Raw genomic sequence first — 13399 nt, 5'->3', positions numbered from 1 at the left:
CCCGCACCCCGCACCCCGCACCCCGCACCTAAGGGGACTGTCGCACCCCCGCGTCATATTTGACTCGGGGGGTCCCGTGATCCGACACACCCGACCCCGGGGTACGAACTCCCCCGCCTCCCGCCCCGTCCGTGACGCGTGCGCGCGTACGGGCTCCGCCGCGCCGCCCCGAAGTCGTCACCTCGTACGCTGTGCTGCGTGACCCGCAAGACCTTCGCCGACAGCGCCGCCCTCAAACCAGGCCCCTGGACCCACCGGCACATCGATGCCAACGGCTCGCGCTTCCACGTGGTCGAATCCGGAGAAGGCCCGCTCATCCTGATGCTGCACGGCTTCCCGGAGTTCTGGTGGGCCTGGCGCCACCAGATCCCGGCCCTGGCCGACGCCGGATTCCGCGTCGTCGCCGTCGACCTGCGCGGCTACGGCGCCTCCGACAAGCCGCCCCACGGCTACGACGCCTACACGATGGCCGCCGACGTCGTCGGCCTCGTGCGCGCCCTCGGCGAGCGCGAGGCGACCGTGGTCGGCCACGACCTCGGCGGCATCCTCGGCTTCGCTGCCGCCGCATTCCACCCGAGGCAGTTCAAGTCGCTGATCGTCCTCGGCGCGGCGCATCCGCTGCGGCAGCGGGCCGCGCTCGCGGTCGACCCGAAGGGCCAGCTGTCGGCCTCCCGGCACCTGTTCGCGTTCCAGATGCCCCGGTACGAGCACAAGCTGACCGCTTGGGACGCGCGCAAGGTCGCCGACCTCATGTACGCGTGGTCGGGGCCGGGCTGGCGCGGCAGCCGCGACTTCCAGGAGTACGTGCGCGCGTGCCGCGACGTCATCCAGATCCCGCAGGCGGCGTTCTGCGCGCTGGAGGCGTTCCGGTGGCCGTTCCGCACCGCGATGGGCCTGGCCGGGAGGCGGTTCGTGAAGCTGCTGCAACGACCGACGCCGGTGCCGACCCTCCAGCTCCACGGCGCGCTCGACACCTGCGTCCTGCCGAGGACCGCGCAGGGCTCGGGCCGCTACGTGCACGGCCGCTACGAGTGGAAACTCCTCGACGGCATAGGCCACTTCCCCCAGCAAGAGGCCCCCGAGACCGTGACCAAAGAAATCATCCGCTGGGCAGCCTGACAACGTACTGCGTACTGCGTACTGCGTACTGCGTACTGCGTACGACAATTATCAAATACTGTGCACCGCACAGAGTCCAGTGCACCCCAAAGGCAAAACATCGTACGAAGTACAAAGTACTCCATACGACGCACGACGTACTTTGTACGGCAAGTGGAACGGTCCACGAAACAGACGGAGCGCTAGCCATGCGGCTAGTTCGTCGGGCAGGATGATGCCGGGGCCACCGCCCCATCGATCACCCGACAAGCCACCTGGAAGGCGGGTCCATGTCAGCGGCCACATTCGCGCTCCGCGGAGCGACGATCGTCCCCATCACCTCCGCTCCCATCGAGCAGGGCACCCTCCTGGTCGAGAACGGCCTGATCAGCGCCGTCGGCGGTGCCGACCTCACGGTGCCCGAAGGGGTCCCGGTCCATGACGCGACCGGCAAGTGGATCGTGCCGGGCCTCATCGACGCCCACACCCACCTCGGCGTCCACGAGGTCGCCGAAGGCTGGGCCGGCAACGACACCAACGAGATGACCGACCCCAACACCGCCTACGTGCGCGCACTAGACGGCATCAACCCGGCCGAGCCCGGCTTCGCCGAGGCCCTCGAGGGCGGCGTGCTCGCCGTCAACGTCAACCCCGGTTCGGGCAACGTGATCGGCGGCGAGACCGTCGCGATCAAGACCGTCGGGCGCTACGTGGACGAGATGGTGCTGCGCTCCCCGTCCGGTGTGAAGTCGGCCCTCGGCGAGAACCCGAAGCGCGTCTACGGCGATCAGAAGAAGACCCCGTCGACCCGCCTGGGCACCGCCGGCGTCCTGCGGCAGGCGTTCGTGGAGGCCGAGAACCACCGCGCGGGCGACGAACCCGCCCGCGACCTCAAGCTCGAAGTGCTCGGGAAGGTCCTCGACCGCGAGATCCCGTGGCGCCAGCACTGCCACCGCGCCGACGACATCGCCACCGCGCTGCGCGTCGCCGAGGAGTTCGGCTACGACCTGGTCCTCGACCACGGCACCGAGGCGCACCTGCTCGCCGACCTCGTCGCCGAGCGCGGCATCCCGGTGATCTTCGGCCCGCTGCTGTGCTCGCGTTCGAAGGTGGAGACGGTGAACCGCTGGCCGGAGAACGCCGCGAAGCTCGCCGCCGCGGGCGTGACGCTCGCGATCACCACCGACCACCCGGTCGTCCCGATCGAGCACCTCATCATCCAGGTCATGCTCGCGGTCAAGGCCGGGCTCGACCGCGACACCGCGCTGCGCTCGGTCACGATCAACCCGGCGAAGATCATGGGCGTGGACGACCGGATCGGCTCGCTCGAAGCGGGCAAGGACGCCGACTTCTGCGTGTGGTCGGGCGACCCGCTCGACATCTACTCGAAGGTCGAGCAGGCCTACATCGAAGGCGTCGAAGTCGGCTGAGGCCGACACGACGAGCGGCCGGGGAGCAGTAGCTCCCCGGCCGCTGTTCGCTTGCAGGCCTAGGCGGCTCGGCGGACCTCGGTTCGCTTCAGCGCGGCTTCGGTCGGCACCCGCAGTGCGCGGGCGTAGAGGCCGCGGCGGGCGGCGGCAAGGCCGTCCGCGATACGGCTGGCGAGCGAAGGCCGCTCCGGGACGACCGGGGCGTCGGGCAGCGCCGACTTCGCTTCGGTGCTGATGAGCTGGATGGCCAAGAACGCGTAAGGGTCCATCGGTGTTCCTTCCGGGCGGTGATGCGGGTAGCTGCCGCGCCGGTGCGGCGGTGAGGCCCTCCGCGAAGCGGTGGTTCCCGGGCCTCGCGCACTACTCTGACCGGCCCGTGTCACCGGCTCATTACGCCCCAGGAAACCCTCGGGTAAGCCTGGTGAACACCAGGGCATCGATAATGCCGCAGGTCACAGCCGCGGTCATCCGCTCGCACGGCCGTGGACGACGAGGGCCCAGGCCAGCGCCGCGAGAGACCCGAGCGAGGCGACGCCGCGCACGGTGTTCCAGGCGATCCACTTGGCTTCGACGCGTTCCCTCAATCCCGCGAGGTCGTCGAACGTCGACGGGTCCCCCGCGGCCATGAGCTGGTCGTTGAGCGGGACGTTCACGCCGATGGTGCCGATGAACGCGACCAGAGCGAGCACGAGGGCGACGGCGATCCAAGGCAGGGCCGACCGGTCGTCGGAGAACCAGTTCAAGGCCAGGGCGGCGCCGGTGAAGGCGACCGAGCCGAGGAAGGCGGTCATGAACCAGCCGTTCATGATCACTCGGTTGATCTGCTGCATCGCCGCGACCCAGGACCTGTCGTCGAGGATCTTGATGCCGGGCATGACCGCGTAGGAGAAGCCGGTGAACAGCCCGGCCATGAGGCCGGCGCTGAGGGTCGCTGCGAGCAGGGCGAGGAGTTGGAGCAGGCGCATGGGCGGCTATTCCTTCCGATAGGTCTGGACGGCGGCGCCGGAGTCGAAGGTGCGGTTCTCGGCGAGAACGAAGCTGCGCGGTTCGTACGGGCCGTCGAACATGCTGATGCCGCCGCCGAAGACGACCGGGTACCGCTTGAGGACGATCTCGTCGATCTCGGGGGCCAGCGCCGCGGCGAGCTTGCCGCCGCCGCAGAGCCAGATGCCGAGGCCCTCTTGCGCCTTGAGCCCGCGCACGAAGTCGAGCGGGTCGGCGCCTACAAGGGTAACGCCGGCGCTCTCCTCGGGCGAAAGGCTTTTCGAGAACACGTACTGCCGCAGGTGCGCGTAAGGGCTGGTGATGCCCTCCTTCAGGGCGGGCTCGTAGGAGCCGCGTCCCATGAGGACGGTGTCGTAGCTGCGGTTGGGCGCGCCTTCCAGGCCCATGAGTTCCCGGAAGGCGGTCGGGACGGTCTCGGGCCGCACCTCGCTCATGGCAGCGGTGACGTCCGGTTCGATCGGGAGGCGGTCGAATTCGCCGCCGGGGCCCGCGATGTAGCCGTCGATGGAGACGCCGACGTAGTAGGTCAGCTCGCGCATATACACTCCGGTTGAAGTACTATGAATGAAGTGGTTTGAACATACCACTACGCCTGAAGTGGTGTCAATCGAGGAGTGGAACATGCGCCAGAACCCCGAGCGCCGTGCGGCGCTCGTCGACGCCGCCATCGAAGTGCTCGCAGCACAGGGGGCCCGGGGACTCACGTTCCGCGCGGTGGACCAGCAGGCGAAGGTGCCCGTCGGCACCGCCTCGAACTACTTCGCCAGCCGCGACGAACTGCTGATGCAGGTCAGCGGCAGGGTCTTCGAGCGGCTGGACCCGGGGCCCACGGTCATGGGCGAGGCCCTCGCGCTGCCGCGCACCCGCGCGACAGCGAACCGGCTCCTGCACGAGATGGTCGAGCGGATCACGGCCTTCCCGTCAGGGCACCTGGCGATGCTGGAGCTGCGCCTGGAATCGACCCGCAGACCCGAACTGCGCACGGCCCTCACCGAGCAGGTCCGCGCCATCGTGCAGGACAACATCGACTTCCACATCGGCAGCGGCCTGCCGGGAGACGACGACGCGGTGGTCCTGCTCTACCTACTGCTCAACGGCCTCATAGTGGAACGCCTGACACTCCCCGACCTCTTCGACCAAGACCGAGCCGACGCCCTCATAACCGAAGCCGCCACCCGAATCCTCCCCGCCGAAAACGACTGAGGAGCCGATGCGACAGACACTTTACTGTCGCGACTCGCTTGGAGGTGGCGTAAGACCTTGTGTCAGCTTGGACTTCCAAATATTTGAAATAGGCAATCCAACATACAGGGCGATCCAAGCCATAATATTGACGAACGCGACAATAGGAAGCTCACTCCTGCTTACAAAACTTCGCACCAATTCGTACTCGAAACCAGGCCTCAGTGAGAAACCGGTTGTATTTCCGATCTCAAATATACAAAACACAAGAACTGCGAAAATCCACAGCAGCCAACCTGGAGCACTATCCCGAAGACGGCCCTTCGCGTCAGCTACAGCGAGCAATATACAGAACCCAGCGAGTATCAACGCAAATACTGCGACCGTCATATGTCGATATGAGACAATCGACTCGATCAGGTCCAGGTAGTTCTTCGAATCAAGCTCAATGTCCCGATCGATCGCCGCTCTGGCGGATGCTATCGATTCTTCCTTTGTCAAGAGCAGTAGAATCCCCTGTGCTATCAGAATCATCGCAATTACAGATCGGAACACGACAACTGCGTGTCGCCGTCGAACCGTCATCTTGTCCATACCAGTAAACCCGACCTGTTCCTCTGATAGATCCCGAGGCTGATATTTCAGAGTTGATCAGCACTCCAAAAGCAACCGCCATCTGCTGTGCGAGCGGCACCAGTGGGGTCGGCACCGGTCCGAATCCACTGTCCACGTTCCGGGGTGGTGTCCGCATCGAGGTGCATCAGAACTTAAGGTATACGGCACGCGCTGTCAATGCCACGATCGCTCCCTGAACCGCCCTGCGTGGTTGAGTGTCAGCCTGAGTTCTCTCGGTTCGTTCTCGACCGTGGAAGGTGGTGCCGGCCCGGCGTGCATTCCGATCGACGCCTGGCGGTGTCGCGGGACTGGCCACGGTCGCCGCTTCTCCTTTTGGCGGCAAATCGGCGAGGTGGGGGTGTCGGTCAGACTGACAGCGACGCGGGAGCGCTGATGCGCTTCCAGCACACGGCGAACGCTGCCGCCAAGGGCCGATCCTGCCCATCTGGCTGTACAAGGTCGAGTCTCACATGCCGGAGATGGTCGAACGCGGATTCGCGCAGCCGACTTCTATCACGTAATACGGCATCGCTACCCATGAACTGCGACGACGGATAGTGGGGGTAATAAGGCAATAAGCTCTGATATGTCGATACGGTACCATCTTCCATCGAGAGTCACGCGATGGAGCATCGACCCGTTGGCGAAGCTGAAGTTCCAAGCGACCTGATCGGGGCGGTTCACTCTGCTGGCCGGTTTCAAGCCCTCGAATATAAGCCGTCGTTCACCTATCTGCTGAATAAATCCATCTTCAAGTGAGTATATCGACAGCTTGTCCGGGGATTCATCATATCCACCGGTAAGCGCAATAGCGGCACCGGCAACCAAGATATCACCGGCCCCTTCCTTCAACCGATTCGACCACGTTGATACCACTCCGCGGTCAATTCGAGAGATGTCAAATGCGTCGTACCCATACGCCCATACCGCTTCTCCTACAACATTGAGCGCATAGCAATCGATGATACTTTCCACACTGCCGTCGTTCGGATACGCCCAAACCTGCCTGAAATCGAGGTCAAACTCTGAGATTCCTGCGCCCCCGACAACGCCCCATTCCCCCTCCCCACCAAGAAGACCTTCATCACTATAGGCAACTATTATCCTGCCCGCCGATGTGGTTCGGACATCATTGATACCTGGTCCCAGGAATCCAGTCCGTCGAACATTTCCGCTCGCATCAATGACTACAGCATTGCATTCGGCGTCAAGTCCACCCGGCTGAAACGGTGCGCCATAGAGCAAAAACTCATGATGAGGCAGAGCTTGAATTCCGGTGAACACATTCGGCGAGACCTCCGTGCTTATCCGATCAATAGCTCCGTCAAGCTTGTTGACCGTGATCAAACCGCCGGACGAACTCGTGTTTCCCGGAGAACGATGACCTTGGAGGGAACCATCTTGGTCCCATTTCACAATAAGTGAGTCGTCGATGCCAATTCCAATACTCGAAATCGACAATGAATCACAGGGAGGTTCAACCACTTGTTCCAATGCGATTGGAACTTCGATTACTTCACAATTTTCCCTGTTAGAACCCACCCTAGACCCCCACTTTCAACCGGAACTTCGATCGACTTACATCAGGCACACCAATGTATCCATGCCGAAACTTCGACCGCCAGGGCGAGACGAGTGAGGTTGCGGGTGCTGGTTTCGTCGGTGTGGTGGGTGACGGCGGTGGTCTGGGTCCAGGTGCCGTGGCCGGTGTGGAGCCAGGTGCCTGCGGTGAGGTCTCTGGCGGGGGTCCATCGGGCAGGGTCTCCGGCCCATGGTTCGGTACCGGCGGGGGGCGGCCCAGTAGGCGTGTCCGGCGGTGATGGTGTTGGAGTCCGTGGGCTCCTGGTCTTGCGGTTCGGTCTCAGTTTGTCGGGCGGCGGTGTTCGCTTCCGAGTCCGAAACCTAAGGATGCAGCTTTTACAGAGATGCGTTCAGGGCCGATGCGATCCGTTCGCCAGTGACCGGCTCGGATTCCTCGTACGCCACCATGGCGCAGGCTCTGGGGATTCACCGATCGACCATGGAATGCACTGGTCAAGGGCTGTTGTGGTGGGCCCCCTCGGACTCGAACCGAGAACCTACGGATTAAAAGTCCGCAGCTCTGCCAATTGAGCTAGAGGCCCCCGCGAAGAGGGTACAGTATCCGCGGGCCGCATCGGAGGCGCATATGGGCCGAGTGCGGCCTGCTGCATGCGGTGCTCAAGGCTATCCGGCCGGGCGCGCGGCGATGAGTTCGGGGCTCGCCCCTCGTCTCTACGGGCAACACTCGATCACCGACCGAGGAGACCCGATGACCGAACCGCGAACGCAGGTCCTGCACGCACCCGGCGCCGACCTGTACTACGACGTCCGCGAACGCGGCGGAACGCCCTTGCTCCTCATCGGCTCGCCGATGGCCGCGCCGGGCTTCGCGACCCTCGCCGGACACTTCCCCGACCGCACCATCGTCACCTACGACCCGCGCGGCTCCGAGCGCAGCAAGCGCACCGACGGGGCGGCGGAGAGCACCCCCGAGGAGCACGCCGACGACCTCCGCCGCCTCATCGCGGCGGTCAGCGACGAGCCGGTGGACATGTTCGCCTCCAGCGGCGGCGCGGTCAACGCCCTCGCCCTGGTCGCCCGCCACCCCGAGCTGGTTCGCACCCTCGTCGCGCACGAGCCGCCCACCGCGAGCCTCCTGCCCGACAGCGCGACGGCCCTCGCGGCCAGCCGGGACATCCGCGACACCTACCTGCGCGAGGGCTTCGGCCCGGCGATGGCGAAGTTCATCGCGCTGATCTCGATCCAGGGCCCGCTCCCGGAGGACTACCTCGACCGGCCCGCGCCCGACCCGGCCGCCTTCGGACTGCCCACAGGGGACGACGGCAATCGCGACGACCCGATGTTCGGCCAGAACATGGTGACCTGCAATGCCTTCGAGCCGGACTTCAAGGCCCTCCGCGCCGCTTCGACTCGAATTGTGATCGGCGTCGGCGAGGAGACCGGCGAGGAGCTGACCGGCCGCACCTCCCGCATCGTCGCCGAGAAGCTCGGCCTCGAACCGACGTACTTCCCCAGCAACCACGGCGGTTTCCTCGGCGGCGAGTACGGCCAGACCGGCAAGCCCGACGCGTTCGCCGCGTTCCTCCGCAAGGTTCTCGACGGCTCGGCCGAATAACGCTCGAGCGCGAGGCCAGATCCGCGGCGGGTCCCAGGTCTCAAGCTTGTGCCGACGGGTGTCCATGGCGATCCGCTTCGCGCTCCAGACTTCCCGGTCCCGAATCTGCGAGGGCAACGACTCGATCGCCCCTGACTGCGGGCGCTGCAACAGAAACGCTCGGATCGGCACGTGCATGACGGTGATCGAGTCGAAGTCGGGCACCTTGACCTCGAACTCGTGCCGCGCCTCGCCGTGCTCGACGGTGAAGCGGTGGACCCCCGGGGAGAGCGGGTAATACCAAGCGGCCCAGTCGCATGGGGCCGGTGCTCCGTCGATCCGGAGCCGTGGGTGTTCGACGTGAGCGAACGCGAACGCCTCCCCGCTGCCGGTGTACGAGGGGTTGCGGTCGGCCGCGCGGGACAGCTTGTACAGGAACAGGTCGAACACCAGCAGGACACCGCGCTCCGGCCGCTTGCGCGCCCAGTCGCGGGCTTCGTTCCCGGAGGGGAAGGCGATGGCGGTCCCGGCGTAGCCGCCGGGAATCGTTGGAGCGGTGCGGGGTTCGTCGATTCTGGAGGCGATCGCTCGCTTGTGGAGCCGAAGGGTCGTGACCGCGCCCATCGTGAATCCACCGAAGAGCGCGGCGAGGCCCACGGCGAGCAGGACGGCCCCGACGACGCCCCAGACTCCGGAGTGTCGGTCCATCAGGATGCCACCGAGGATGAACGTCGGCCAGGCGCCTACCGCCAGTAGACAACCGGTGGAGGAGGCCCTGGCCGACCTTCCCCTCAGCAGTGGCAGTAGTCCTCGTTCGTCGCGGACTCGATGGAGCACGTTCCGGAATCCGACCCCGTTCCTGACGGCCACCCGGTGGCCGCTGGTGAAGCAGTGCCGTTCGCCGGCGACGGCGACGAAGGCGGTGGACGAGGCGTCGCCGCCCTGCACTTCGAGACGGTGCGGCCCCGGATCGACTTCGAACTGGTAGCGCCCGTCCCCGGCCGCGACCGGCTCGCCATCGAGCAGCAGCACACCGGTGCCGCTCACCTTCTCGTCCGTGCACACGAGCACGTCGAGCATCGCCCGGCCGGGGCTCGGCCACTCGGTGGTGAGCTGCTCGGCCCGGGCTTTGTCCGCGTCTTCGAACCTGGCGGTGATCTGCGGTGAGATGTGATGGCGCCCTTCGCGATCGCGATAGGCGATCGGAAGGTCGTCGACGTCCTCGTGCGAGGTGAACCCGTGCTTGGCGATGATCTCGGCGGGGGTGCTCACGGCGGTGCTCTCGGGGCTCTAGGGGTCAGGCACGAAAAGGTCCGATTCTATTGCGCGAGTGCCGCATCCGGGGTCCATGAAGTGGAGTTCGGATTCCCGTCCCGGTCGCTCCGGGGGAACATCCACGAGCCACGGGGCATGCTGGTCGAGCCGGTCTTCCGCCCTGGCCGCGTCTGCCGAGCATCCGGCTGATGAAGCGGATTGTCGGTGGTCGGTGGCAGGCTTGTTTTGGACCGGACTCCACCGCCGGGCTGGTGGCGGTGGCGGTGGAGCCTGCGGCGACGGTGTGGGCTCGTCTGCCGCTGGTGGACGGCGCGGCGGCAGTTGCGGAGGACCGCCGCCGCGCCTATTCGACTCGCGTCACACGAAGCCCTCGGTGGGGTCGGGCCCGCTCCCGCTTGATCGAACATATGTACTATAAACCATCGGAGGGAGGCTGGATACCCCCGGTCGGGTGATACCGCAGGCGATCCGCCGACAAGGCGCACGGCACGGCACGGCCCCGACGGCAGCGGACGGACGGGCAGGTAGACTCGCCTGCTGTGCTCATATTGCTGCCGCCGTCAGAGGGCAAGGCCGTTCAAGGCGACGGTCCTCCCCTCGACCTTGGGCGACTCTCCTCTCCGGCGCTGAACCCCGTCCGCGACCTCCTCGTCGACCGTCTGGTCGAGCTGTGCGCCGACGAGGACGCAGCCGTGAAGGCGCTGAAACTCCCTGCGGCCGCACGTCATTACGTCCAGGCGAACCGGTCGCTGCGCACCGCGCCGACCCTTGCGGCCTGGGAGCTCTACAACGGTGTGCTGTACGAGCGGCTCGGCCTCGGGGACCTGCCCGACGGCGACCAGGTGCTCATCGCCTCACCGCTGTGGGGGTTCCTGCGGCCTTCGGACCGGGTGCCGCCGTATCGGATGCCGATGAGCACGAAGCTGCCTGAGACCGAGGGGCTCGCGAAGTTGTGGCGTCCGGTCGTCGCCGAGGTGCTCGGCGCGCGAGACGAGCTGATCGTGGACCTGCGGTCGGGCGCGTACGCGCAGGTGTGGGGCCCGAAGGATCGCGGCGTGTCGGTGCGGGTGTTCAAGCAGGACGCCGAAGGGAAGCGGAGCGTGGTGACCCACATGGCGAAGGCGACTCGCGGCGAGGTGGCCCGGGCGCTGCTCGCCGGTGGCGCGCGACCGGAATCGGCGGCCGACCTCGGCAATTTCCTCGCCGATCAGGGGTGGAAGGTCGAGCTCAACGAACCGGCGAGCCGCTCGAAGCCCTGGCTGCTCGACATCGTGAACGATTGAGGGGCCGAGGAGTCTGAGGGCCTGCGGGGCGATCAGGAATTACCCACGCGTTTTTTCGCGGGGCCCCTGACAACAACCCTGCCCTCGGGGTCTGACATAAGGCGCCGCCGGGGCTGGAAGCCGGGGTGGAAGCGGGTGTCGGGTGGGAGTTACCCACGCGTTTATTCGCGAGGTCCCTGACAACAACCCTGCCTTCGGGGTCTGACATTCGGCGAGACCAAGGGGCGGCTCGGGTTTTTTGCCCGGGTCGCCCCTCTTCTTTGGAAAGCTCTGCGTCGATTGTGGTCGGCCGGCCTTTGGTCTTCGGCGGCCTGGTCTCAGTGGTTCGAGTTGTAGCCGGCGGCCTTCGCGCGCTCGAAGGAGCGGCGCACCTCTTCCTCGGCCTCGGCCCTTCCGGTCCAGGTCGCGCCCTCGACGCTCTTGCCCGGCTCCAGGTCCTTGTAGACCGTGAAGAAGTGCTGGATCTCCAGGCGGTCGAACTCCGGCACGTCCGCGATGTCCTTGAACCGGTCCTTGCGCGGATCCTCGGCCGGGACGCACAGCACCTTGTCGTCCACGCCCTTCTCGTCGCGCATCCGGAACATGCCGATCGCCCGCGCCCGGATCACGCAACCGGGGAACGTCGGCTCCACGAGCACCAGCGCGTCCAGCGGGTCGCCATCCTGGCCCAAGGTGTCGTCGATGAAACCGTAGTCGGCCGGATACACCGTCGCGGTGAACAAAGTCCGGTCCAGGCGGATCCGTCCCGTTTCGTGGTCGATCTCGTACTTGTTGGAACTCCCCTTCGGGATCTCCACCGTCACGTCGAACTCCATCGGCCAACCCCCTCCAGGCTCTATAGCAGTGCTCTTCATGGCGCGCTTCGCTCTACATGGCCTAGTCTCTGTGCATGTCCCTCAGCGACAACGCCGACCCCAAGGTCGCGAGTAGTACGCCACACGCCCGACCCGCCGCACCCCCCTCGCCCGCCCCCGGGCAGGCGCGTCGGCGCCGCGTGCTGACGCGGGTCCTCGCGGCCCTCGCCATCGTCGTCACCGTAGCCGCCGCCGGCGGCCTGGTGTTGCAGTTCGCGTCCCTGTCCGGCCCCGAGACCGGCGAGTTCATCGCCCCCGAGGCCTACCCGCCGGCGCAGCCGGACCTCGTCCTCGCCGCCCCCGACCCCGACGCACCCCTCCCCGACCTCGACTCGATCCTGCCGGGCCTGCTCCAGGACGCCCGCCTCGACGGCACCGTCTCGGCCTCCTTCGCCGACGCCCTCACCGGCGAGGCCCTCTTCGAGCAGCTCGGCGCCACCCCGCTCGCGCCCGCCTCCTCCATGAAGGTGGTCACCGCCGTGGCCGCGTTCGAGCAGCTCGGCGCCGAGTACCGCATCCCGACCACCGTCGTCGAAGGCCCCACCGACGACAGCGTGGTCCTCGTCGGCGGCGGCGACGTGACCCTCACGATCGACGGCACCGGCTACTACGACCACTACGCCGCCGGGTCGAGCCTCACCGAACTCGCCGACGCCGTGCTCGAAGCGCGCGGCGGCGACGTGCCCGCCCTCGTCTACCTCGACACGAGCCTGTTCACCGACACCACGCGAGCCGAAGGCACCCTCGCCTCCGACGTGGTCTACTCGACCGCCCCGATGGCCCCGGTCATGGTCGACGGCGGCCGCATCCACAACACCCAGAAGTACTCCGAGCACTACCCCGACCCGGCCATGGTCGCCGCCGAGGCCTTCGCCGACCTGCTCGGCGCGAGCGAGGTCGCCACGGGCGTCGCCGCCACGGACGCCGAAGCGCTCGCCACGGTCTACTCCGCGCCGATCGCCGCCCTCGCCGACTCGTTCCTGCTCACCTCGGACAACCTGCTCAGCGACGCCGTCGCGCTCCAGACCGCGCTCGCGGTCGAGGGCGAGATGACCTGGGAGGCCATGTCCACCGCGCACACCTCGACCCTGGAGGGCATGGGCGTGGACACCACCGGGCTGGTGTTCCACGACGGCTCGGGCCTGTCCCAGACCGACCGCATGACCGCCGACGCGTTCACGCAGCTGCTGCTCGGCTCGGTCGGCACCCGCGCCGCCTCGGTGTTCGAGTCGCTGCCGGTCGCCGGATACTCCGGGACGCTGAGCGGCCGGTTCGACACCGCGGAGGAGGGCGAAGGCGTCGTGCGGGCCAAGACCGGCACGCTCACCGACGTCATGGTCATCTCCCTGACCGGCACCCTGACCACCGCCGACGGCCGCCAACTGATCTTCTCCCTCATCAGCAACCAGCACTCCAGCGAGACCGCCGTGGAGGCGGCCATGGACGAGATCACCGCGGCCGTGTCCCAATGCGGGTGTTAGCCGGCCGGACGGACGCCGGTCGGAGGCGGGTGTGGCCGAC

The 13399-nt window shown here is 66.6% G+C and carries 13 protein-coding genes and 1 tRNA gene; 8 read left to right on the top strand and 6 right to left on the bottom strand.

The window, feature by feature from the left end:
- The first annotated feature begins 198 nt into the window (after positions 1 to 198).
- Together IF12_RS0121735 and IF12_RS0121730 are read left to right on the top strand one after the other, a co-directional pair.
- Positions 199 to 1119 carry an alpha/beta fold hydrolase gene (locus tag IF12_RS0121735; RefSeq protein ID WP_030162270.1) on the top strand — a complete coding sequence of 307 codons (921 nt, stop codon included), beginning with the start codon at positions 199 to 201 and terminating at the stop codon, positions 1117 to 1119.
- A 269-nt stretch (positions 1120 to 1388) separates the two neighbouring features.
- On the top strand, positions 1389 to 2528 hold the full coding sequence (locus tag IF12_RS0121730) for an amidohydrolase (protein ID WP_030162268.1): 1140 nt from the start codon (positions 1389 to 1391) through the stop codon (positions 2526 to 2528).
- Positions 2529 to 2587: 59 nt separating this feature from the next.
- On the opposite strand, the gene IF12_RS0121725 is transcribed toward IF12_RS0121730, so the two are convergent.
- The 3 genes from IF12_RS0121725 to IF12_RS0121715 all read right to left on the bottom strand — a co-directional run bounded on the left by IF12_RS0121725 (position 2588) and on the right by IF12_RS0121715 (position 4072).
- Complete coding sequence (locus IF12_RS0121725; protein WP_030162267.1) at positions 2588 to 2797, bottom strand: hypothetical protein; 210 nt, start codon at positions 2795 to 2797, stop codon at positions 2588 to 2590.
- Positions 2798 to 2992: 195 nt separating this feature from the next.
- Entirely contained in the window at positions 2993 to 3493 is a 501-nt protein-coding gene (locus tag IF12_RS0121720) for a DUF1772 domain-containing protein (protein ID WP_030162265.1), read from the bottom strand.
- A 6-nt stretch (positions 3494 to 3499) separates the two neighbouring features.
- Entirely contained in the window at positions 3500 to 4072 is a 573-nt protein-coding gene (locus IF12_RS0121715) for a dihydrofolate reductase family protein (protein WP_030162263.1), read from the bottom strand.
- 82 nt (positions 4073 to 4154) lie between these two features.
- Here IF12_RS0121715 and IF12_RS0121710 point away from each other — a divergent pair, with 82 nt between their 5' ends.
- On the top strand, positions 4155 to 4736 hold the full coding sequence (locus tag IF12_RS0121710) for a TetR/AcrR family transcriptional regulator (protein WP_030162260.1): 582 nt from the start codon (positions 4155 to 4157) through the stop codon (positions 4734 to 4736).
- A gap of 1125 nt (positions 4737 to 5861) precedes the next feature.
- On the opposite strand, the gene IF12_RS25910 is transcribed toward IF12_RS0121710, so the two are convergent.
- Together IF12_RS25910 and IF12_RS0121705 are read right to left on the bottom strand one after the other, a co-directional pair.
- Positions 5862 to 6815, bottom strand: a complete 954-nt coding sequence (locus IF12_RS25910; RefSeq protein ID WP_133884441.1) for a hypothetical protein — start codon at positions 6813 to 6815, stop codon at positions 5862 to 5864.
- Positions 6816 to 7377: 562 nt separating this feature from the next.
- Positions 7378 to 7453: transfer RNA gene (locus tag IF12_RS0121705), tRNA-Lys, on the bottom strand.
- Positions 7454 to 7620: 167 nt separating this feature from the next.
- Here IF12_RS0121705 and IF12_RS0121700 point away from each other — a divergent pair.
- The 4 genes from IF12_RS0121700 (at position 7621) to IF12_RS0121685 (ending at position 11024) form a co-directional block, all read left to right on the top strand.
- Positions 7621 to 8487 carry an alpha/beta fold hydrolase gene (locus IF12_RS0121700; RefSeq protein ID WP_030162259.1) on the top strand — a complete coding sequence of 289 codons (867 nt, stop codon included), beginning with the start codon at positions 7621 to 7623 and terminating at the stop codon, positions 8485 to 8487.
- A gap of 171 nt (positions 8488 to 8658) precedes the next feature.
- The gene (locus IF12_RS25905) at positions 8659 to 9222 is read left to right on the top strand and encodes a hypothetical protein (protein ID WP_133884442.1); all 564 of its coding nucleotides are present in this window, start codon (positions 8659 to 8661) and stop codon (positions 9220 to 9222) included.
- Between the two features lie 72 nt (positions 9223 to 9294).
- The gene (locus IF12_RS25900) at positions 9295 to 9633 is read left to right on the top strand and encodes a hypothetical protein (protein WP_133884443.1); all 339 of its coding nucleotides are present in this window, start codon (positions 9295 to 9297) and stop codon (positions 9631 to 9633) included.
- Positions 9634 to 10280: 647 nt separating this feature from the next.
- Positions 10281 to 11024: a YaaA family protein gene (locus IF12_RS0121685; RefSeq protein WP_030162257.1), complete on the top strand. Its 744-nt coding sequence runs from the start codon at positions 10281 to 10283 to the stop codon at positions 11022 to 11024.
- A 317-nt stretch (positions 11025 to 11341) separates the two neighbouring features.
- Here IF12_RS0121685 and IF12_RS0121680 read toward each other — a convergent pair whose 3' ends face one another.
- A complete protein-coding gene (locus IF12_RS0121680; protein ID WP_030162254.1) occupies positions 11342 to 11839 on the bottom strand; it encodes an inorganic diphosphatase in 498 nt (165 codons plus the stop codon).
- 74 nt (positions 11840 to 11913) lie between these two features.
- On the opposite strand from IF12_RS0121680, the gene dacB reads away from it, so the two are divergent.
- Positions 11914 to 13359, top strand: coding sequence for a D-alanyl-D-alanine carboxypeptidase/D-alanyl-D-alanine-endopeptidase (gene dacB / locus IF12_RS0121675; RefSeq protein ID WP_081913837.1), 1446 nt, complete (start codon positions 11914 to 11916; stop codon positions 13357 to 13359).
- Positions 13360 to 13399: the final 40 nt, after the last annotated feature.

Source organism: Glycomyces sp. NRRL B-16210 (assembly GCF_000719515.1).
Taxonomy (GTDB): domain Bacteria; phylum Actinomycetota; class Actinomycetes; order Mycobacteriales; family Micromonosporaceae; genus Glycomyces.
The sequence above is the reverse complement of the archived record's forward strand: the minus strand, read 5'-3'. Positions and strand labels throughout refer to the sequence as shown.

Bases quoted from the DNA above. Each gene is read 5' to 3' on its own strand.
- IF12_RS0121730 (WP_030162268.1), top strand. From the start codon at position 1,389: ATGTCAGCGGCCACATTCGCGCTCCGCGGAGCGACGATCGTCCCCATC.
- IF12_RS0121725 (WP_030162267.1), bottom strand. From the start codon at position 2,797: ATGGACCCTTACGCGTTCTTGGCCATCCAGCTCATCAGCACCGAAGCG.
- IF12_RS0121720 (WP_030162265.1), bottom strand. From the start codon at position 3,493: ATGCGCCTGCTCCAACTCCTCGCCCTGCTCGCAGCGACCCTCAGCGCC.
- IF12_RS0121715 (WP_030162263.1), bottom strand. From the start codon at position 4,072: ATGCGCGAGCTGACCTACTACGTCGGCGTCTCCATCGACGGCTACATC.
- IF12_RS0121710 (WP_030162260.1), top strand. From the start codon at position 4,155: ATGCGCCAGAACCCCGAGCGCCGTGCGGCGCTCGTCGACGCCGCCATC.
- IF12_RS0121700 (WP_030162259.1), top strand. From the start codon at position 7,621: ATGACCGAACCGCGAACGCAGGTCCTGCACGCACCCGGCGCCGACCTG.
- IF12_RS25900 (WP_133884443.1), top strand. From the start codon at position 9,295: ATGGAGCACGTTCCGGAATCCGACCCCGTTCCTGACGGCCACCCGGTG.
- IF12_RS0121680 (WP_030162254.1), bottom strand. From the start codon at position 11,839: ATGGAGTTCGACGTGACGGTGGAGATCCCGAAGGGGAGTTCCAACAAG.
- dacB (WP_081913837.1), top strand. From the start codon at position 11,914: ATGTCCCTCAGCGACAACGCCGACCCCAAGGTCGCGAGTAGTACGCCA.